The organism is Streptomyces sp. NPDC002057 (genome assembly GCF_040296665.1).
Lineage (GTDB): Bacteria > Actinomycetota > Actinomycetes > Streptomycetales > Streptomycetaceae > Streptomyces.
Map to the genome: position 1 here is coordinate 20,588 of NZ_JBEOXR010000027.1, position 19,178 is coordinate 39,765.

Below are 19,178 nucleotides of genomic sequence, written 5' to 3' on the forward strand. Positions count from 1 at the left end.
TCTTGTACAGAGTTGTGTACTGTTGCGCGCTGTGAGCAACAACTATCGCATCGGCGAGTTCGCCGAACGCATCGGCAGGTCGGCCGCGACCGTGCGCCGCTGGGAGCGCGAAGGGCGCATCACGCCCAAGCGGACCGCCAGCGGCCAGCGGTACTTCGACGACGCCGATGTGCGAGCGGCTCTGAACGTGGGATCCACCCGGCAGGAGCGGATCACCGTCGCCTACTGCCGCGTGTCGTCACCCGACCAGACGGACGATCTGGTGTCCCAGGTCGCCGCCCTGGAGCAGTTCTGTCTGGCCCGTGGCATCGCGGTGGACGAGTGGCTCCGGGACATCGGCAGCGGCATGGACCTGTGCCGCGAGCGGCTGCTCGACGTGATGGACCGCATCGAGGACGGGAAGATCGGCCACCTGCTGGTCGCTCACAAGGACCGGTTGGCCCGCTTCGGCTTCGAGTACCTGGAGCACGTGGCCCGTCGGCACGGCTGCGAACTCACCGTCGTCAACATCGAATCCCTGTCGCCCCGGCGGGAGCTGGTCGACGACCTGCTGGCGGTCGTGAGCGCGTTCAGCCATCGCGTGGACGGCCTCGGCGACGTCGAGAAAGCACTGCGAAGCGAGCTCCGGAGTCCCCTGCGGTGAAGGTCACCCGTATCGCGTACAGCCGAGGTCTGAACGCGGGCAAGTACCAGCGGCTCGAAGAGCAGGCCCGCCGCCTGGGATCCGTACGGACCCTCGTGTGGCGTCAGTACGGCTCCCTGAAGGGCGTCGGCACGACCGACCGCGTGATCCGTGACCGGTGGATGAAGGACGGCACCGCGCGCGGCTTCCGCGTTCCGGCGAACGCGTGGAAGGAGACCGTGCGGGACGTCTTCGCCGACATCAGGGCGAACCGCGAGGCCGCGAAGGTCCCCGTCCGGCGGGCGGTCTCGCGCCGTTTCGCCGACGAGGAGCCCCGCAAGCGGCGTTGTGCCGCGCTCCGGCACGACCGCTGGACGGCGGACTCCTACCTGTCCCGGATGATGCGGCGCCACTGGCGCCGAGGCGGCAGCGCGGTACGGAACCAGATCGTGGTGCGCTCCGACCAGTACCGCACCTACACCCTGGTCGAGGGAGGGAACGTGTGGCTCTCCGTTCCGTCCCTGGTGCGGAGGAGGACGATCGCCGTCCCGCTGAACACCACCGTCGCGCCCACCGGGACTCTGCGGCTGATCCTCCGCGACGGCCGGGTGGAAGCGCACTACGTCATCGACGGCCGGGAACTGAAGTCCTCCCGGCGCCCCTGTGGCTCGAAGAGGATCGGCGTGGACAAGGGGTACTCCGAGGTCCTCACCGACTCGGACGGACGACACCACGGCGAAGCCCTGGGTGAACTGCTGCGTACGGAGTCGGACTTCCTCAAGGCGAAGAACACCCGACGCGCCAAGATCCGTGCCGTCGCCGAGCGGGCCCGCGAAGAGGGCGACGCCGCGAAGGCCGACAGGATCACCCGCAACAACCTCGGCACCGTCAAACGGGGCAGGCGCCGACGCCGTTTCGCGGCGCTCGCTCGATCGGTCACGTTCACGGCCGTCCACGCGGTCGTCGACCGGGCCGGGCACGTCGTGGCGGAAGACCTCACCCGAAGCCTCCCGGCCCGCAAGAGGCTGGGCAAGGACGCCAATCGTCGCCTCGCCGCCTGGACCAAAGGTGTCACGGCGGAGGCGCTGGCGAGCGTGTCGGAGCGCAGAGGTTCTGCGCTGACACTGGTCAATGCGGCCTACACCTCACAAGTCGCCCCCTGCTGCCGCGTTCTCGGCAGGCGCACAGGGGACCGGCTTCACTGCACCCGGTGCGGGGCGGTGTGGCAGGCGGACCATGCGGCAGCGATCAACGTCCTGGAGAGACACGGAGACCCCGACATCTCCCTGCTCACCCCTCACACCCGGGTGAAGCGGATCATCCAGGAACGGGCCGATCGCCGACGGACCAGACTGCCGGTCCAGGACTCCAGCACCACGGTGCGGAGAGCGAACCATCCGAACCGAACAGCACTCACACGGAACAGGAAGCAGGAATGGGCTCGATGAGCAACCGTGCAGTCCTTGAGGTGATCGCCCTCGACGAGGAAGACGCGGTCGCCGCCCAGACCGGTGGGGCCGACCGGCTCGAACTCGTCACCGACATGGCGGCGGACGGGCTCACCCCGTCCGGGGTCGGCTTCGCCACCATCCGCGCCGCCGTCGACATCCCGCTGCGCGTGATGCTCCGCCTCACCGACGGATTCGCGGCCGGTGACACCGACGCCCTCGTGGAGCGGGCCCTGGAGCTCCGCGAGGCGGGCGCCGACGAGTTCGTGCTCGGCTTCCTCACCCCGGACGGCGAGCCCGACCTGGTCGCCGTCGAGCGCCTCGTCACCGTCGTCGACGGCTGCCGCTGGACCTTCCACCGGGCGATCGACCGCGCCGCCGACCGCGACGGCCTGCGCAAGCGCCTCGCGGACCTGCCCGGCCTCGACACCTACCTGACGGCCGGTGCCGCCACCGGCGTCGACGACGGCCTGGCCACCCTCAAGGCCGAGGCCGCCCGCGCGGGCGAGCCCGGCTACGAGGCCCAGATCCTCGTCGGCGGCGGCCTGCGCCTCGACCACCTCCCCGAACTGCGCGCGGCGGGCCTCGACGCCTTCCACATCGGCGGCGCGGCCCGCCCGCAGGGCTGGGCCTCACCCGTCTCGGCGGACGCGGTCCGGGTCTGGCGAGAGGCCCTCGACTCCCAGGGCTGACCGACGACTCCCGCCGGGCCCGGGCCCCCCGGCCCGATCCGACGCCGAGGGGCGGACACGCCCCGGGGCCGGTCCGGAAAACGCGTGGCCCGGGGAGGCCCGGGCTCGCTAGCCTCCCCGCCATGGCAGCCCGTACGACGCACCCCGACCCCCCGGCCCCCGACACCGCGCTCGTCGAACGGCTCGTCGCCGGGAGGTTCCCCGAGTGGGCCGGCCTGCCGGTCCGGGCCGTGCCCTCGGCGGGGACGGACAACGTGATGTTCCGGCTCGGGGACGACCTGGTCGTCCGGCTGCCCCGGGCCCCGTACGCCGCCCGGCACGTCGAGAAGGAACAGCGCTGGCTGCCCCTGCTCGCCCCGCACCTGCCGCTGGACGTCCCCGTCCCGGTGGGGCGGTCCGGCGCGGGACCCGACTTCCCGCTGCCCTGGTCGGTCTACCGCTGGCTCGACGGGGACGACACGTACGACGCCCCGCTCACCGATCTCGCCCACGCCGCCGTCGAGTTGGGGCGCTTCGGCGCCGCCCTGCGCGCCGTCGACGCGAGCGGCGGACCGGCCTCCTTCCGGGGCGGCCCGGTGACCGCGTGGGTGGAGGACCGGCTGCCGGCCGCGATCCGCGACCTCGCGGCCGACGGGCTGGTCGACGCGGAGCTCGCGACCGCCTCCTGGGAGGCGGTCCTGCGGCTCCCGCAGTGGGACGGCGCGCCCGTCTGGGTCCACGGCGACCTGCTGCCGGGCAACCTGCTGGGCCGTGACGGCCGGCTCAGCGCCGTCATCGACTTCGGGGGTCTGGGTACGGGCGACCCGGCCGTCGACACCCTGCCCGCCTGGACCCTGCTCACCGCCGACACCCGCCCGCTCTTCCGTGAGGCGGCCGGCGTCGACGGGGCGACCTGGGCGCGCGGCCGGGGCTGGGCCCTGGCCTGGGGCCTGTCGACCGAGCACGAGTACCGGGAGACCAACAAGGTCCTCGCGGCGGTGGCCCGCCGTACCCGCACCGAGGCCCTCGCGGAGTACGCGGCGTCCTGATCCGGGCCCGGCCGAGGACCGGGGCCGGGGCCCGGGTGGGCCGGGTTCAGGTCGGGGCCGGGGCCGGGGCGGGCCGGGGTCAGCGGACGACGTCGAACACGTTCTTCTGGATGCCGTTGGCGTACACCTCGTGCTCGACGAGCTTCAGCGTCCGCGCGTCCTTGTCCGACGCGCTGAACAGCCGCTTGCCCGCGCCGAGGAGCAGCGGGAAGACGAGCAGGTGGTACCGGTCGATCAGACCGGCGTCCGAGAGCGCCCGGTTGAGGCTCGCGCTGCCGTGCACGATGATCGGGCCGCCCTCGGTCCGCTTCAGCGCGGCGACCTCGTCGAGCGAGCGCAGGACCGAGATCGGGCCCCAGTCGTCCACCAGCTCGTCCTCGGCGAGGGTCGTCGACACCACGTACTTCGGCATCGCCTTGTAGCCCGCGAAGTCCTCCATGCCCGGCCACACCGTGCTGAACGCCTCGTAGCTGACCCGGCCGAGCAGCATCGCCGTGGCCTCCTCCTGCTCCGCGCCCTTGATCGCGTACGCCTCCGGGAGGAACTCCAGGTGCTTGAAGGTCCAGCCCGCGTTCCGGTAGCCGGACTCGCCGCCGGGGGCCTCCACGACACCGTCGAGCGAGACGAAGGCGGAACTGATCAGGGTGCGCATCTGGGTTCTCCCGTGGGTGGCGACCGGTGTCGCCGCCGGTCACTGGCCCGGCGGCACCTGCAACGTACACACCTGGAGACCGCGGGTGGCGCGGAAACTCATCGGAGGAATCAGGGCTGATCCAACTGGGCGGGTACCGGGGCGGAGTGGACGATCGTCAGGCCGGACACGGCACGGGTCAGCGCCACGTACAGCCGGCGCAGGCCGGTCCGCTCGTCGGGCTCGCCGTCGACGACCGCCGCCGGTTCGTCCAGGACGACGTAGTCGTACTCCAGGCCCTTCGCGAGGGTGGCCGGGACCAGGGTCAGCCGGGACTCGGCCGTGGTCTCCTCGCCGGGGGAGAGGTACGCGTGTCCGGCCGCCGTCAGCGCCTCCGCGAGGGGGGCGATCCGCGCGTCCGCCGCGATCAGACCGATCGAGCCCTCGTGGCCGAGCGCGTCGACGCAGGCCGCGACGGCGGCCGCGTCGAGGTCCTCGGGGGAAGCCGCGTGCCGCAGCTCCAGCGAACCGGGGTTCTCCCGCACCGACTCGACGGGCGCCAGCCCCGGCGACATGTGCGGAAGGAGCCGCGAGGCGTACGCGATGACCTCGCGCGGCACACGGAAGCCGGCGGTCAGCTCCTCCACCAGCGCCTCGGGCTTCCCCAGGTGCCCGAGGGCCTCCGCCCAGCTCTCCGTCGCCCACGGGGTCGTGCCCTGCGCCAGGTCGCCGAGGATCGTCGCCGAACCGGTCGTGCAGCGCCGGCCCACCGCCCGGTACTGCATGGGGGACAGGTCCTGCGCCTCGTCGAGGACGACGTGCCCGAGCGAGTGCGTCCGCTCCACCAGGTCCCGGGCCTCGTCGATGAGGACCGCGTCCGCCGCCGACCACTTCGCGGTCCGCACGCTCCGGGCGGGCTTCTGCCACAGCAGCAGCTTCTGCTCGTCCTCGGTGAACAGCCCCTCGGCGTGCTCGGCCAGGAACTCGGGGTCGCTCAGCAGGCGCAGCACCAGCTTCGCGGGCTCCACCAGCGGCCAGCACTCCTTCACGACGGCCTTCACCGCCGTGTTCCGCGCGACCGCGTTCTGCACCCGGTCGTCGGGCGCCTCGCCCGCCTGCTCCATCCGGACCAGGACGGCGTGCGCGATGCGCTGCGGAAGCGCCTCGCGGGCGGCCCCGTACCGGATGTCGCGCTCCATCAACTCGCGCACGATCTCCTCCAGTTCGTGCGCGGGCACCCGCCAGCGGCGCGAACCGCGCACCACCATGAGGGACTCCTTCGGCAGCGCCACGTGCGAGCGGACCGCCCGCCGCAGCACCTCCGCCATCCGGGCGTCGCCCTTGGCGACCGCCGTCGCCGCCTCGTCCGCGCCCCGCACCTCGACGTGCGCGACGAGATCGTCGACCGTGGCCTGCTTGACCTCCAGCTCGCCCAGGGCGGGGAGGACCTGCTCGATGTAGTGGAGGAAGGAGCGGTTCGGCCCGATGACCAGGGTGCCGGTGCGGGCCAGCCGCTCCCGGTGCGCGTAGAGGAGGTACGCGACACGGTGCAGGCCGACGGCCGTCTTTCCGGTACCGGGGCCTCCCTGCACGCACACCGTCCCCGTCAGGTCGGAGCGGACGATCCCGTCCTGCTCCGGCTGGATCGTGGCGACGATGTCCCGCATGGGGCCGACGCGGGGCCGTTCGATCTCGGCCTGGAGCAGCCGGCTGGTCCGCTCCAGCTCCTCCGGGTCGGAGAGGTGCTCGTCCTCGTAGGCGGTGAGCTCGCCGCCCGTGTACCCGAAGCGGCGGCGCAGGCCGACGTCCTGCGGGTCCTTCTTCGACGCCTGGTAGTACGGCTGGGAGACCGGCGCGCGCCAGTCGATCACCATGGGGTCGCCGTCGGCGTCGTGGACGTGCCGGCGCCCGATGTAGAAGCGTTGCCCTTCCTGCGTGGTGTGCAGGTAGTCGAGCCGCCCGAAGAACAGCGGGAGGCCGGACAGGTCGGCGAGCGCCTTGATGCGGTCCTCGATCTGCCGCTCCAGGATGACGGCGTTGACCCAGTTCGCGGTGACGTCCTTGATGTCGAGCGCCTCCACGTCCTCGCGCATCGCGCGCAGGGCGGCGCGGGACGAGGCCAGGTGGGCGCGCTCGCGCGCGAGGGGATCGTCGTCGGTTACGGGCAGGGACACGGACACGAGGAGCCTCCGGCTCGGGTACACGGATCCACGCGGGCGTGGACGCACAGATGCGAGGTCACGGCGAGGTGGCCGCCGGTTACCGACCGGGCGGCGGCTCTCCACGGAGGGAGGCGGGGAAGCTGGCGAGTGTAACTCCTGGGCCGGGGCCGGGGCGAACGGATTTCCCCCTGTCGGCCGCCGGGTCCACCCCGTAGGGGACGGGGTCCGTCTCACGTCGGACCCGGGCGCGACCCCGGTTCACCCCCGAGACCGATGTGTTCGTAATGTCCGGATTCCATCATGGAGACATGACCGCGACGACCTTCACCCTCGTGACCACCGTGACCCGCCCCCGCGTCCGCCCCCTGCACACGGCCTTGCGCGCCGTACGCGCCTTCGGCGGCGCGGCGGCCGGAGTCGTCCTCCTCGGCGACTACGGCCCGCCCGGGGCCGGGGTCAGGAACCCGCGCCCTGAGTACGCCCCGGGCCCCGACTGAGTACGACAGCGCCTTACCGCGCCGCCACGGCGCTGCTGTGATCGGCACATGACGACGACGCCCGCCCCGGCCACCACCCCGGACACCCGCGCCCTGCGCCTCGCCGCCGCCGGCGGACTCCTGCTCCTCGCGGTGTGCTTCGTGTGCACCTGCGCCCTGGCGCTCGCCGACGCCGTCGGGGGAGACGGCGTCGGCGGAGGATTCCTGACCGCCGGCATGTGGGCCCTGGGCCTGGGCGCGCTCACCGGCGCGGCGGCCCTGATCGTCCCCCGCCGGGGCCTGGTGATCGCCGCGTACGTCCTGGCGGTCGCGGGCCCGCTCCTCGCGCTGATGGACTGACCCCGGGCGCACGCCGGGTCGCGCGACCCGCCGAGGGGCGGGCGACCGCAGTACGGGGCGCGCGGCCCGCCGGGGGGACGAGCCGCTCGCCCGGGGGGACGAGCCGCCCGCCCGGGGGAGGCGCGGCTACGGAGCGAGCAGCTCGTCCGCGTCGACGATCCGGTACGCGTACCCCTGCTCGGCCAGGAACCGCTGCCGGTGCGCCGCGAAGTCCTGGTCGATGGTGTCCCGGGCGACCACCGAGTAGAAGTGGGCCTGGTGACCGTCCGCCTTCGGCCGCAGCACCCGGCCGAGGCGCTGTGCCTCCTCCTGGCGCGAGCCGAAGGTGCCCGACACCTGGATGGCGACGGTGGCCTCCGGCAGGTCGATGGAGAAGTTCGCGACCTTCGACACGACGAGGACGCTGATCTCGCCGGTACGGAAGGCGTCGAAGAGCTTCTCCCGCTGGGAGTTCGGCGTCTCGCCCTTGATGACGGGGGCGTCCAGGTGCTCGCCGAGCTCGTCGAGCTGGTCGATGTACTGCCCGATGACGAGGATCTGCTGGCCCTCGAACTTCTTCACCAGGGCCTCGGTGACCTTCCGCTTCGTCGCGGTCGTCGCGCAGAAGCGGTACTTCTCCTCGGCCTCGGCGGTCGCGTAGGCGAGCCGCTCGGAGTCGGTCAGGTTGACCCGGACCTCGACGCAGTCGGCGGGCGCGATGTAGCCCTGCGCCTCGATCTCCTTCCACGGCGCGTCGAAGCGCTTGGGCCCGATGAGCGAGAACACGTCGGACTCGCGGCCGTCCTCCCGCACGAGGGTCGCGGTGAGCCCGAGCCGCCGCCGGGCCTGGAGGTCGGCGGTGAACTTGAAGACGGGGGCGGGCAGCAGGTGCACCTCGTCGTAGACGATGAGCCCCCAGTCCCGGGAGTCGAACAGTTCGAGGTGGGGGTAGATCCCCTTCCGCTTGGTCGTCAGCACCTGGTAGGTGGCGATGGTGACCGGCCGGATCTCCTTCTTCGTCCCGCTGTACTCGCCGATCTCGTCCTCGGTCAGCGAGGTCCGCTTCACCAGCTCGTGCTTCCACTGCCGGGCGGAGACGGTGTTGGTCACGAGGATGAGCGTGGTCGCCTTGGCCTGCGCCATCGCACCGGCTCCGACCAGCGTCTTCCCCGCACCACAGGGCAGTACGACGACTCCGGAGCCGCCGTGCCAGAAGCCCTCCACGGCCTGCTTCTGGTACGGCCGCAGGCTCCAGCCGTCCTCGGCGAGGTCGATCCGGTGGGCCTCGCCGTCCACGTACCCGGCGAGGTCCTCGGCCGGCCAGCCCAGCTTGAGCAGCGTCTGCTTGATCTGGCCGCGCTCGGAGGGGTGCACCACGACGGTGTCGGCGTCGATCCGCTCCCCGACGAGCGGCTGCACCTTCCGCGACCGCAGGATCTCCTCCAGGACGGGCCGGTCGGTGCTGGTCAGGACGAGCCCGTGGGTGGGGTGCTTGGACAGGGTGAGCCGCCCGTACCGGTCCATGGTCTCGGCGATGTCGACGAGCAGCGCGTGCGGCACGGGATAGCGCGAGTACTCGACGAGGGCGTCGACGACCTGCTCGGCGTCGTGCCCGGCGGCCCGCGCGTTCCACAGCCCGAGCGGCGTCAGCCGGTACGTGTGGATGTGCTCGGGCGCCCGCTCCAGCTCCGCGAACGGCGCGATGGCCCGCCGGCAGGCGTCGGCGAGCTCGTGGTCGACCTCCAGGAGCAGCGTCTTGTCGCTCTGGACGATGAGAGGTCCATTCACGTGATCAGGTCCTTCCGACACCCTGCCGTTCCCGTAACGGCCAATCCTCCAGTGTGCCTGACGAGGGCGTCGGCCGCCGGTGCCCCACGTGAGTACGGGGCCCGCCACGGTTGAGTACGCGCACGCTGGGGCGGCCGGGGCGTCGGAGGTGGGATGGGGGCATGACCCACCGCACCCCGTCGTCCACCACCGCCGCGCCCCTGAGGCCCACCGCGCCCGCCGGGTCCGCCCCCGGCGACGAGGCCGACCCCCGCTGGTGGGTGCCGCCGCTCGTGGCGACCGTGCTCGTGCCCCCGCTGTCGTGGGCGGCGGCGGGCGCGGGCGGCATGTTCGCCGACGTGCCCGTCTTCCTGGTCGGCGGTTTCGTGCTGCCCTTCGCGTTCGTCGTACCGAGCTGGTTCCTCGCGCGCACGAGGCGGCGGCGCCGGACGCGGGTCAGCCTCGCCACCGTGGCCTGCGCCGTGGCGGCGGGGTTCCCGACGGCGGTCAGCGGCGTTCTCTGGACGGTCTTCATCGTCATGCTGCTGACGGGAAACGTCCGTTCCTGAAGCGTCCGCTCGCGACCCGTCCGCCCGCGACCCGTCCGCTCGCGACCCGGCCGCTCAGGGAACGTCCGCTCGCGACCGGCCGGGACCGGTCCCCGCACCCGGCCGGGGCGCCCCTACACCTGGTCGTCCGCCAGTTCCGCCACGCCCGTGATCCGGTGCAGGGGGTACGTGCGGACCTCGTCCGCCGTGTGGTCGTAGCCGGTCACGAAGCCGCCCTCCACGCGGACCGGAGCGATCACCCGCTGGCTCGCCGCGCCCTCCGCGTTCACGTAGCCGATCCAGACCGCCGAGCCCGTCATCGCCGCCGCCTGGACCGTCGCCAGGGTCTCCGCCGCCGACGTGCGGGGGAGCGTGCCCGCCGCCGTCGGGGCGGCCGGTTCCCGCCGTACCGCCGTCGCCGCCCGGTCGCCCGCCCGGATCGCCTTGACCGCGGCGCCCAGCAGGGTCGCGTCGGGCGCGGGCGGGCCGTCCGGGACCGGCACCGGGGCCGTACGGACCGAGGTGCGGTACGCGTCCGCTCGGGTGATCAGGACGTCGCCCTCCGCCGACTCGGCGGCCGGCGCGTACCCCATCGACCGCAGCCCTTCGAGCAGCGACGCCGGGTCCACCTGCGCCGCGAGCACCGTCGGCGCGAGCTTGCGCAGCCCGAGCGGGGCCGAACGCCGGTCGGCCAGGATCTCGCCGAGGACCGTGTCGTCGTCGCAGCGGACGTACGCGGACGCCGCCCCGACCCGCAGGTGCCCGTGCCGGCGCGCCACGTCGTCGACGAGGTACGCGAGCGGCTGCGGCACCGGCGTACGCGCGTGCGCCTTGAGGAACTCGTGCAGGTCGGTGGCGGTCCGCCCGGAGTCGAGGGCCCGCCGCACGGACCCGGGCGTGAACCGGTAGACCGTCGCGCCACCCTTCGATTCCACGTCCGCGAGGACGGCGAGCGCGTCGGCCAGCGGCCGCCGCAGCGGCCCGGGCGCGACGGCCGTCAGGTCCGCCTGGAGGAGTACGTGGTCGACCGCCTCGGGCAGCAGCGGTGCGAGCAGCGTCGCCGCCCGCCCGGCCGCCACCGACAGTTCGACGCCGCCGCCGGGCTCGCCCGCGTCCGCGGCCTCCGCGAGCGGGAGGTTCAGCAGGGCCCGGCCGGGCCCCGACAGGGCGCCCCGGCCGGTCAGCCCGAGGAGTTCCGCCTCGGCCAGCGTCCACCGGGCGAGCCGCGACCGCAGGTCGGTGGGCGCGGCGGGCCGCGCCGCCGGGTCCTCCGCGCGGGACTGCGCCGCGCCCCGCAGCGGCCGCTCCCAGCGGAGCCGCGCGAACAGCGTCTCGGGGTCGGCGGCCGAACCCGGCGGCAGCGTCGCCAGGAGCGCCAGGACCCGGTGCCGGACCTCGGGGGCCGGCGCGCGGTCCAGGTCCGGGCCGAGCGCCGAGAGCGCCCGGCCCTTCGCGTCCTGGCCGCCGACCAGACCGGCCGTGCGGGTCGCCGTCAGCCAGGGGGTGACGAGCAGGGCCCAGCGTTCGGCGGGCGGCAGGTCCAGCCAGTCGTCGTAGGCGGGCGTCGGCGCGTACCGCTCGTCCGCCTCGCCGTCCGACGCGAGCAGCCCCGCCGCGTAACAGAGCTCCAGCCAGAACGAGGCCGTCTCCTCCGTGACGTCCATGGCCGCCGCGGTCCGCTTGAGGTCCCGTACCGACAGACCGCCCGCGCGCAGCACCTGCGGCCCGCCCCGGTCCCAGGACTTCAGCAGCTCCTCGACGGTCGCGAGCGCCAGCTGCGCCTGCCCGGCCGCCGCGCTGTCCACCACCTGTGGGCGGTACTCGCGCCGCACCGAGAGCACCGGCGCCGTCGGCTCGGGCGCCCGGTGCGCCCGTCCGCCCCGCAGATGCAGCGCCACCTCACGCGGCAGCACCATCGTCCGCGCCGACACCGGAAGGAGCAGGCCCCGGTCGCGCAGCCAGCGCACCGGAGGCGCCGGGTTCGCCGTCACCTCGCCGTACGGCGGCCCCCACACCAGCCGGTCCAGGACGGCCAGTGCCTCCGGAGCCGCCGTGTCCAGCAGCGCGCCCATCCGGGCCCCGTCCGTGAAGAGACCCGTGAGGACCGCGACCGCCGACACCGGGTCGTGCGTCGCGGGCAGCCCCGCCGTCGCGATGATCTCCTGCACCCGGCCCGGCGACATCCCCGACGTCGCCTCCGCGACCGTCGGCCCGAGACCCGTGGGCGAGGGGTGCTGCGCCGACGGCGCGAGCAGCTCCCGCGCGGTCCGCACCAGCCGCAGCCGGTCGTCCTCGCCCCACAGCAGGGCCTGCTCGCGCAGCAGCGCCACCGCGCCCGGCAGCGCCGCCTCGATCTCCGGATCGCCCTCGTCACCGGTGAGCAGCCCCAGGAGTACGGAGTACGGGGCGGGGTCGGGGGCGACGGCGAGCGCTTCGGCCGTCTGGAGGGCGAACCGGTCGAGCCGCTCCAGGGCCCGCACCACCGAACCCCGCGTACCGGCGCGCGTCGCCAGCTGCGTCAGGTCGTTCGGCACCGGGTTCAGCAGGTCGGGCCGGGCGCGCAGCAGTGCGGCGAGCCCCTCGTCGCCCCGCGCGCGCAGCGCCTCCGCGAGTGTGCGGGGCGCCGCGGCGGCGCCAGTTACCTCGGGCACGTGCGCCTCCCGGTCGAGCTCACCGATCCCCATCCGGACCACGTTAGCCGCTGCGCAGGCGCTAACGTCGGGCCGTACCGGGCGAACCGGCCGTGGAGGGGCACCGTGGGGATCGAGAGCGACCAGTTGGTCTACGACTATCTGAGCCGGGTCGGCGATCTGGCGCAGCAGCGGCAGCTGCCGGCGAGCGACCGGATGCGGTTGGTGTCGACGCTCCGGAACGAGATCGACCGGCGGCGCGCCACGCACGGCGAGGAGAGCCCGGCGGCGGTACGGGGCATCCTCGGCGCGCTGGGCACTCCGGACAAGGTGGTGGAACGGGCGGGCGGCCCGGGCGAGGCGCCCCCCGCTCCTGCCCCGGTGCCGGAGCCCCGCCGGGGGGAGCGGCCGGGGAAGGGCTCCGGCGCCCGGATCCCGGGCCGCCGCCCCGCTGACGGCCCGGCGCCCGACGGCCCGGCGCCCGCGCGCCGAGGGTCCGCACCGGAACCGCGGACGTCCGCGCCCGGCGGGTCCGCCCCCGGCAGGACCCTGTTCGGCAGGCTCAAGCCCACCAAGCCCACCAAGCCCACCAAGCCCGCCAAGCCCACCAAGCCGACCGAGCCCGCCAAGCCCACCAAGCCGACCGAGCCCGCCTCCGTCCGCCCCGCCTCACCGGACGCGGCGACCACCGGCCCGGCCGCCCCGGCCGGCCCCGTCGGCCCGGGCGGTGGCGGCGACAGCCTCGGCACCGGCGCCCTCGGCGTCGACGACGGCGCGGCGGACTGGTGGCGGGTCGACGCCGCCGCGGGACTGCCGGGTTTCGTCGGCGGAGTCGAGCGCCCGGACCTCTTCACGCCCCCCGTCCCCGACGACGAGGAGGAGGACGAGGGCGAGGGCGAAGAGGACACCGCCCCGGGGAAGCGCCGCCGTCTCGCCCGTGTCCTGCGCCGCCGCAGGCCCGCCGCCCCCGCTGCCGTACCGGAGGCGGAGCCGCAGCCCGAGGCGGCGCCCGCCTCCCGCCTCCGGCTCGCGAACCCCTTCGTCCTGCTCGCCGCACTGCTCCTGATCGGCGGCGCCGTCTTCGGCTCCCTGGTCGCGCTCGCGGCGGGCTGGCTCATCGCGTACGCCTCCCGCCGGCTGACCCCCGGCGAGGCGAAGGCCGCCGTCCTGGTGATCCCGGGTCTCGCCGTCGCCTCGGGCGTCGTGTGGCTGTGGGGCCGGGTGGAGGGCCGCTGGGGCGCTCCGGTGGTGGCGGGCGGCGAGGCGATGGGCGCGGCGGTCTCGGAGACCTGGCCCTGGGTGCTGCGGGGCGCGGCGGTCGCCTCGGCGCTGTTCCTGCTCTGGCGCGCCCGCAGACGCTAGGTCGTCTCCGGAAGCTCCCGCCCGGCCCGGGGCGGGGGCCGCTGCGAGCCGACCGGCCCGGCCCGGGGGCCGCTGCGAGCCGCCCGGCCCGAGCCGGGGCCGCTGCGAGCCGACCCGGCCGGGGCGGCGGTCGGTGTAAGCGGCACCCAGTATTCGAACGCCCGGTTCCGGGGTCCCCCAGAATGGCTCTCATGAGCTCCCTGACGACTTCCGAGACCACCCCGCCGCCCGCCGCCCCGCCCACCGTCGGCTTCGACCTCGACCTGACGCTGATCGACACCCGCCCCGGCATCAAGGCCGCCTGGGAGGCCTTCTCGGCCGAGACCGGTGTCCCGGTCGACGCGGACCTCGTCGTCAGCCGTCTCGGGCCGCCCCTGGAGCACGAGATGGCGTACTGGGTCCCCGAGGCGCTGGTCCCCGAGATGGTGGCCCGCTACCGGGCGCTCTACCCCGCGTACGCCATCGAGCCCTCGGCGCCGATGCCGGGCGCCCGGGACGCGATCCGCGCCGTCCGCGAGGCGGGCGGCCGCACGATCGTCGTGACCGCGAAGAACGGCCCCCACGCCGAACTGCACCTCGCGCACCTCGGCATCGAGCCGGACGCGGTCGTCGGCGGGCTGTGGGCCGAGGGCAAGGCGGAGGCCCTGCGCGCCCACGGCGCGCAGGTGTACGTCGGGGACCACGTCGGCGACGTCCGCGGCGCGGCGGCCGCGAACGCCCTCTCGGTGGCCGTGGCCACCGGCCCCTGCGCCCCCGAGGAGCTGAAGGAGGCCGGGGCTGACGTGGTCCTGACCGACCTGACGGACTTCCGTCCCTGGTGGGAGGGCTACCTGGCCTGAACCGGCGAGGCCGACCCGCTGCGGGCCTGCCGCCGCTGGGCCGCGATCGAGCGCAGCACTCCGGCGGCGGCGACGGCGAATCCGACCCCCATCAGCATGGAGACGGTGTAGGCGACGGTCGGGAACGGGTCGGTCCCGAGGAACAGCGGAGCCACGGTGACCAGCGTGGCCACGGCGCCGATCGCGAAGAGGACGACACCGGCCTTGACGAGGCCGTCTCCCGGAGCGCTGTCGTTCGCCGGTGCGGCGGGGGTTTCACTACGCATCCGGCCAGGGTAGTTCCCAGGCCACGGGAACACATCGGCGACGTCTTGTCACCGGCCTCCGGACCACTAGCCTTGGTGGCGGCGGGTCGGTCGGCCCGCTGTTTGCCACCCCCCATCGACGAGGACGAGGACGAGGACAGACGTGCCTACCGGCAAGGTCAAATGGTTCAACAACGAGAAGGGCTTCGGCTTTCTCTCCCGCGACGACGGCGGCGACGTCTTCGTCCACTCGTCGGTGCTCCCTGCCGGAGTCGACGCACTGAAGCCCGGTCAACGGGTCGAGTTCGGGGTCGTCGCGGGCCAGCGCGGCGACCAGGCCCTGTCCGTCACGATCCTCGACCCGACCCCGTCCGTCGCCGCGGCGCAGCGCCGCAAGCCCGACGAACTGGCGTCCATCGTGCAGGACCTGACGACGCTCCTGGAGAACATCACGCCGATGCTGGAGCGCGGCCGCTACCCGGAGAAGACCCAGGGCAAGAAGATCGCGGGCCTGCTGCGGGCGGTCGCCGACCAGCTGGACGTCTGACCGTCCCGGGCACGGGCCGCCCCCGCAGGGCGGCCCGGCTACGGGAAGGCGAGCGCGTCCGGGCCGAGGGGCGGTACGAGTCCCTCGGCCGCGGCGCGGGTGAGCAGCCCGCGGACCGCCGCGTAGCCGTGCTCGCCGAGGTCGGCCGTGAACTCGTTGACGTACAGCCCGATGTGCTGGTCGGCCACGCCCGGGTCCATCTCCTGCGCGTGCTCCAGGACGTACGGGCGGGAGGCCGCCGGGTCGTCCCAGGCCATCCGCACGGACGCGCGGGCCGCGTCGGCGAGCCGCCGCAGGGTCTCGGGGCCGAGGGAGCGGCGGGCGACGATCGCGCCGAGCGGGATCGGCAGTCCGGTGGTGGACTCCCAGTGCTCGCCCATGTCGGCGAGGCGGTGCAGCCCGTAGTCCTGGTAGGTGAAGCGGGCCTCGTGGATGACGAGTCCCGCGTCGACCTTGCCGTCGCGGACGGCGGGCATGATCTCGTGGAACGGCATCACGACCACGTTCCCGACCCCGCCGGGCACCTTCTCGGCCGCCCAGAGCCGGAACAGCAGGTACGCGGTGGAGCGCTCGCTCGGCACCGCGACCGTCTTCCCCACGAGGTCGGCCCCGGTCGCGGGGTCCCGGGTGAGGACGAGCGGCCCGCAGCCCCGGCCGAGGGCGCCGCCGCAGGGCAGCAGCGCGTACTCGTCGAGGATCCACGGCAGCACGGCGTACGACACCTTCAGGACGTCGTGGTCGTCGGTGCCGCCCTCGGCCCAGCCGTTGGTGACGTCGATGTCGGCGAAGGTCACGTCGAGCCGGGGGGCGTCCGGGACGCGGCCGTGGGCCCAGGCGTCGAAGACGAAGGTGTCGTTCGGGCAGGGCGAGTAGGCGATCTTCAGCTTGGTCACGGCGAGGGCTCCACGAGGACGGTCGGGCTGAGCAGCGCGAAGGTGTGCCGGAGCGCGTCGAGGGCCTCGCCGATGCGCCAGGCACCGCGGTCGCGGGGTCCGACGGCGTTCGACACGGCCCGGATCTCGACGACGGGCACGCCGTACGCGGCGGCGGCCTCGGCGACACCGAAACCCTCCATCGCCTCGGCGGCGGCCCCGGGGTGGCGGTCCGCCAGCTCGGCGGCGCGTCGGGCGGTGCCGGTGACGGTGGAGACGGTGAGCACGGGCGCGACGGCGTGCGGGCGGCCCCCGGCGGCCAGGGCGGCGGCGATGCGGCCGGTCAGGGCCTCCGGCACGGGGTGCGCGGACCGGCCGAAGCCGAGCTCCTCGACGGTCAGGTACCCGTCGGGGGTCTCCGCCCCGAGGTCGGCGGCGACGACGGTCGTCGAGACGACGACGGAGCCGAGGGGCGCGAGGGGCTGGAACCCGCCGGCGATCCCGGCGGAGACGACGAGCTCGTAGCCGGCGCTGTCGGGGCCGGTCAGCGCGGCGTACGCGAGGGCGGTCCCGGTCGAGGCGGCGACGGCGGCCGGCCCGACCCCGCCCACCAGGACATCGGCCCGGACGGAGGCGTCGGCGGTGTCCGTGTGGCGGCGCAGGACGAGACCCCCCGGCAGCGGGAGGAGCTCGGGGCCGCCGAGGCCGAGGCCGGCGGAGACGGAGTCCGCCTCCGCCGCCACGGCCGTCACGATCAGGATCCGGTGGACCACCGGAGGATCAGGATTCCTTCTTCAGCTGGAAGTGCCAGATACCGGTCAGCTTCTTGCCGGTGTTCTCGACGATGGTCACCTGGGTGTTGTCCGGGGCCTCGCCACCACCCTGGGTGGAGAAGAAGGCGCTCGCCGGGATGGTCCGGTACGTCTTCTTGTACGGCTCGGGCTCGGCCTGCTGGCCGCCGAGGAAGATCGTCCAGCCGTTGTCCGCGATCTCGGGGTCGACCCCGAAGCGGATCTTGTCGTCCATCGCCACGGTGATGGACTTCTCGGCCTTCTTGTTGAGGCACTGCTGGATCTGCGACTCCTTGATGGCGTCGCCGTTGTTGTAGCAGGCGGCCTCGGAGTGGATCGAGTCGGACCCGACCGTGACGGTCGCGATCGGAGTCGGCTTGTCGCAGGCGGAGAGTACGAGGAGGCCGGCGGAGACGGCCCCGAGGGCGACGGCGGCCCGGCGGCGCGAGCCGGAGAAGAACGCAACGGTCATGAGCCGAAGGCTATCGGGCCGCCGCGCCCACGCCACGCGGGGGTACGGCGTGCCGCTGTCCGGTACCGGAAGGGGTCGCCGCCCGGCCGGGGGCCCGTCCGGCGATTCCCGCCCGATCCGGCGCCGATTCCCGGGCAGGCCCTAGGCCACGCGGGCCTTGGACCGCCCCTTCGCCCCCGGGCGGCGGCGGGCCGCCGCCAGCAGACCGCGGACCGAGAGGAGCGCGCCCAGGGCGAGGAACCCGGCGGCCACCGCCATGCCCAGCGTCCCGTTCAGCGGCAGCGCGATGCCGATCGCGCCGCCCACCACCCACGCCATCTGCAGCGCCGTCTCCGAGCGCGCGAACGCCGAGGTCCGTACGACCTCCGGCACGTCCCGCTGGATCAGCGCGTCCAGGGACAGCTTCGACAGGGCCTGCGTGAGCCCCGCGACCGCGCCCAGGATCGCCACCATCACGCCGCCGAAGAAGATCGCCGCACAGACCGCCGTACCGCAGACCACGCTGATCATGGTGGCGATGATCACCTCGGGCCCGTGCCCCCGGTCGCGGAGCAGCGAGCCCACCGCCGTGCCGCACGCGTTCCCCACGCCCGCCGCCACGCCCACGATGCCCAGCGAGACGGCGGCGCTCTGTCCCGACAGCGGGTGCTCGCGCAGCAGGAACGCCAGGAAGAAGATCAGGAAACCCGACAGCATCCGCTGCGCCGCGTTCGCCTCCAGACCGTGCAGGACCGACGGCCCCACCGTCCGCAGGCTCGGCTTCCGCTCGCCGTGGGTCAGCAGGTGCGCCCGCCGCTCACCCTTGGCCGAGTCCACCTTCGGCGGCATCCGCAACGCCCAGAACGCCCCGAGCAGGAACAGCGCGCACGCCCCGTACAGCGGATACCGGGGCCCGAGCAGCTGGAGCCCCGCCCCGATCGGCGCCGCGATGCCGGTGGCGAGCAGCCCGGCCAGGGTCACCCTCGAGTTCGCCTTCACGAGCGAGAAGTTCGGTGGCAGGAGGCGTGGCACGACCGCGCTGCGCACCACCCCGTACGCCTTCGAGGCCACCAGCACCCCGAGCGCCGCCGGATACAGCTCGATCCCGCCGGTGGCGACCGCCGCCGACATCATGATCGCGAGCACCGCCCGGGTCAGCATCGCGCCCGCCATCGCCGCCCGCCGCCCGTGCGGGATCCGATCCAGGAGCGGACCGATCACCGGGGCGAGGAGGGTGAAGGGGGCCATCGTGACGGCCAGGTAGAGGGCGACGCGCCCGCGGGCCTCGTCGGTCGGCACCGAGAAGAAGACGGTGGAGGCGAGGGCGACGGTGATCATGACGTCCCCGGCGCCGTTCACGGCGTGCAGTTCGATCAGTTTCCCGAGCCCCGACTCGCCCGCTCCGTGCGCGTGCGTCGCCTTCCGGATGCCCTTCGCGGTCCCCGTGAACGGCAGGTGCAGGGCGCGGCCGACCCTCCGGCCCGCTCGGCGGAGCGGTCCGGCATGATCTTCGGATCGTGCGGGGGACCGTGCGGCTGCCACTCCGTCATAGTGCCCCACCGGCACGCCGGACGAACCGTGGCACGACGGTGAAGCACCTCACGACCACCTCGCGTCACCCTCGTCCGCGGCCTCCCGACCCCTTCCGGACCCCCTCCGGACGTCCGCGATCCGGGCCACTTGGGGCGGGCAGGTGGGCTGAGGCCCGCGAACGGGGTAGCGTGCGTA

19 protein-coding genes are annotated in these 19,178 nt (G+C 74.2%); 10 read left to right on the plus strand and 9 right to left on the minus strand.

Translation table 11 applies throughout. The features are described from left to right. The first annotated feature begins 31 nt into the window (after window positions 1-31). The 4 genes from ABT129_RS21295 to ABT129_RS21310 all read left to right on the plus strand — a co-directional run bounded on the left by ABT129_RS21295 (window position 32) and on the right by ABT129_RS21310 (window position 3,790). Window positions 32-643: an IS607 family transposase gene (locus tag ABT129_RS21295; RefSeq protein WP_351903631.1), complete on the plus strand. Its 612-nt coding sequence runs from the start codon at window positions 32-34 to the stop codon at window positions 641-643. Continuing rightward, on the plus strand, window positions 640-2,070 hold the full coding sequence (locus ABT129_RS21300; RefSeq protein ID WP_351903634.1) for a zinc ribbon domain-containing protein: 1,431 nt from the start codon (window positions 640-642) through the stop codon (window positions 2,068-2,070). Before ABT129_RS21295 ends, ABT129_RS21300 begins: the two co-directional genes overlap by 4 nt. After that, the gene (locus ABT129_RS21305) at window positions 2,067-2,762 is read left to right on the plus strand and encodes a copper homeostasis protein CutC (protein ID WP_351903637.1); all 696 of its coding nucleotides are present in this window, start codon (window positions 2,067-2,069) and stop codon (window positions 2,760-2,762) included. Before ABT129_RS21300 ends, ABT129_RS21305 begins: the two co-directional genes overlap by 4 nt. Before the next feature lie 122 nt (window positions 2,763-2,884). Continuing rightward, window positions 2,885-3,790, plus strand: a complete 906-nt coding sequence (locus ABT129_RS21310) for an aminoglycoside phosphotransferase family protein (RefSeq protein WP_351903640.1) — start codon at window positions 2,885-2,887, stop codon at window positions 3,788-3,790. Between the two features lie 79 nt (window positions 3,791-3,869). On the opposite strand, the gene ABT129_RS21315 is transcribed toward ABT129_RS21310, so the two are convergent. Both ABT129_RS21315 and ABT129_RS21320 read right to left on the minus strand, forming a co-directional pair. Beyond that, window positions 3,870-4,442, minus strand: a complete 573-nt coding sequence (locus tag ABT129_RS21315) for a dihydrofolate reductase family protein (protein WP_351903643.1) — start codon at window positions 4,440-4,442, stop codon at window positions 3,870-3,872. A gap of 110 nt (window positions 4,443-4,552) precedes the next feature. After that, window positions 4,553-6,589: a HelD family protein gene (locus ABT129_RS21320; protein ID WP_351903839.1), complete on the minus strand. Its 2,037-nt coding sequence runs from the start codon at window positions 6,587-6,589 to the stop codon at window positions 4,553-4,555. A 302-nt stretch (window positions 6,590-6,891) separates the two neighbouring features. On the opposite strand from ABT129_RS21320, the gene ABT129_RS21325 reads away from it, so the two are divergent. Further along, a complete protein-coding gene (locus tag ABT129_RS21325) occupies window positions 6,892-7,080 on the plus strand; it encodes a hypothetical protein (protein WP_351903646.1) in 189 nt (62 codons plus the stop codon). Between the two features lie 48 nt (window positions 7,081-7,128). Then, window positions 7,129-7,419 (plus strand): hypothetical protein, encoded by a 291-nt coding sequence (locus ABT129_RS21330; RefSeq protein ID WP_351903649.1) that lies wholly within the window; start codon window positions 7,129-7,131, stop codon window positions 7,417-7,419. Between the two features lie 126 nt (window positions 7,420-7,545). Here the strand turns inward: ABT129_RS21330 and ABT129_RS21335 are convergent, their stop codons facing one another. Continuing rightward, complete coding sequence (locus ABT129_RS21335; RefSeq protein WP_351903651.1) at window positions 7,546-9,186, minus strand: DNA repair helicase XPB; 1,641 nt, start codon at window positions 9,184-9,186, stop codon at window positions 7,546-7,548. 161 nt (window positions 9,187-9,347) lie between these two features. On the opposite strand from ABT129_RS21335, the gene ABT129_RS21340 reads away from it, so the two are divergent. Then, window positions 9,348-9,734 carry a hypothetical protein gene (locus ABT129_RS21340; protein ID WP_351903654.1) on the plus strand — a complete coding sequence of 129 codons (387 nt, stop codon included), beginning with the start codon at window positions 9,348-9,350 and terminating at the stop codon, window positions 9,732-9,734. 113 nt (window positions 9,735-9,847) lie between these two features. On the opposite strand, the gene ABT129_RS21345 is transcribed toward ABT129_RS21340, so the two are convergent. Next, complete coding sequence (locus tag ABT129_RS21345) at window positions 9,848-12,397, minus strand: helicase-associated domain-containing protein (RefSeq protein WP_351903657.1); 2,550 nt, start codon at window positions 12,395-12,397, stop codon at window positions 9,848-9,850. 72 nt (window positions 12,398-12,469) lie between these two features. Here ABT129_RS21345 and ABT129_RS21350 point away from each other — a divergent pair, with 72 nt between their 5' ends. Together ABT129_RS21350 and ABT129_RS21355 are read left to right on the plus strand one after the other, a co-directional pair. Next, the gene (locus tag ABT129_RS21350; RefSeq protein WP_351903660.1) at window positions 12,470-13,705 is read left to right on the plus strand and encodes a hypothetical protein; all 1,236 of its coding nucleotides are present in this window, start codon (window positions 12,470-12,472) and stop codon (window positions 13,703-13,705) included. Between the two features lie 191 nt (window positions 13,706-13,896). Continuing rightward, on the plus strand, window positions 13,897-14,544 hold the full coding sequence (locus ABT129_RS21355) for an HAD family hydrolase (protein ID WP_351903663.1): 648 nt from the start codon (window positions 13,897-13,899) through the stop codon (window positions 14,542-14,544). Here the strand turns inward: ABT129_RS21355 and ABT129_RS21360 are convergent. Further along, complete coding sequence (locus tag ABT129_RS21360) at window positions 14,532-14,810, minus strand: hypothetical protein (protein ID WP_351903666.1); 279 nt, start codon at window positions 14,808-14,810, stop codon at window positions 14,532-14,534. The genes ABT129_RS21355 and ABT129_RS21360 overlap by 13 nt on opposite strands. A gap of 142 nt (window positions 14,811-14,952) precedes the next feature. Between ABT129_RS21360 and ABT129_RS21365 the strand changes: the two genes are divergently transcribed. Beyond that, on the plus strand, window positions 14,953-15,336 hold the full coding sequence (locus tag ABT129_RS21365) for a cold-shock protein (protein ID WP_351903669.1): 384 nt from the start codon (window positions 14,953-14,955) through the stop codon (window positions 15,334-15,336). A gap of 38 nt (window positions 15,337-15,374) precedes the next feature. Here ABT129_RS21365 and ABT129_RS21370 read toward each other — a convergent pair whose 3' ends face one another. From ABT129_RS21370 to ABT129_RS21385, 4 genes are all read right to left on the minus strand, one after another. Continuing rightward, complete coding sequence (locus ABT129_RS21370) at window positions 15,375-16,229, minus strand: 1,4-dihydroxy-6-naphtoate synthase (protein ID WP_351903672.1); 855 nt, start codon at window positions 16,227-16,229, stop codon at window positions 15,375-15,377. Beyond that, complete coding sequence (locus tag ABT129_RS21375) at window positions 16,226-16,981, minus strand: futalosine hydrolase (protein ID WP_351903675.1); 756 nt, start codon at window positions 16,979-16,981, stop codon at window positions 16,226-16,228. The genes ABT129_RS21370 and ABT129_RS21375 overlap by 4 nt, the downstream gene beginning before the upstream one ends. A gap of 7 nt (window positions 16,982-16,988) precedes the next feature. Further along, the gene (locus tag ABT129_RS21380; RefSeq protein ID WP_351903678.1) at window positions 16,989-17,471 is read right to left on the minus strand and encodes a DUF2771 domain-containing protein; all 483 of its coding nucleotides are present in this window, start codon (window positions 17,469-17,471) and stop codon (window positions 16,989-16,991) included. A gap of 141 nt (window positions 17,472-17,612) precedes the next feature. Continuing rightward, window positions 17,613-18,992 carry an MFS transporter gene (locus tag ABT129_RS21385; RefSeq protein WP_351903681.1) on the minus strand — a complete coding sequence of 460 codons (1,380 nt, stop codon included), beginning with the start codon at window positions 18,990-18,992 and terminating at the stop codon, window positions 17,613-17,615. Window positions 18,993-19,178 lie beyond the last annotated feature (186 nt).

What these genes read in the sequence shown, in the direction of transcription:
- ABT129_RS21325 (WP_351903646.1), top strand. Translation starts at nt 6,892, where the DNA reads ATGACCGCGACGACCTTCACCCTCGTGACCACCGTGACCCGCCCCCGC.
- ABT129_RS21305 (WP_351903637.1), top strand. Translation starts at nt 2,067, where the DNA reads ATGAGCAACCGTGCAGTCCTTGAGGTGATCGCCCTCGACGAGGAAGAC.
- ABT129_RS21355 (WP_351903663.1), top strand. Translation starts at nt 13,897, where the DNA reads ATGAGCTCCCTGACGACTTCCGAGACCACCCCGCCGCCCGCCGCCCCG.
- ABT129_RS21315 (WP_351903643.1), bottom strand. Translation starts at nt 4,442, where the DNA reads ATGCGCACCCTGATCAGTTCCGCCTTCGTCTCGCTCGACGGTGTCGTG.
- ABT129_RS21380 (WP_351903678.1), bottom strand. Translation starts at nt 17,471, where the DNA reads ATGACCGTTGCGTTCTTCTCCGGCTCGCGCCGCCGGGCCGCCGTCGCC.
- ABT129_RS21330 (WP_351903649.1), top strand. Translation starts at nt 7,129, where the DNA reads ATGACGACGACGCCCGCCCCGGCCACCACCCCGGACACCCGCGCCCTG.
- ABT129_RS21345 (WP_351903657.1), bottom strand. Translation starts at nt 12,397, where the DNA reads ATGGGGATCGGTGAGCTCGACCGGGAGGCGCACGTGCCCGAGGTAACT.
- ABT129_RS21340 (WP_351903654.1), top strand. Translation starts at nt 9,348, where the DNA reads ATGACCCACCGCACCCCGTCGTCCACCACCGCCGCGCCCCTGAGGCCC.
- ABT129_RS21360 (WP_351903666.1), bottom strand. Translation starts at nt 14,810, where the DNA reads ATGCGTAGTGAAACCCCCGCCGCACCGGCGAACGACAGCGCTCCGGGA.
- ABT129_RS21310 (WP_351903640.1), top strand. Translation starts at nt 2,885, where the DNA reads ATGGCAGCCCGTACGACGCACCCCGACCCCCCGGCCCCCGACACCGCG.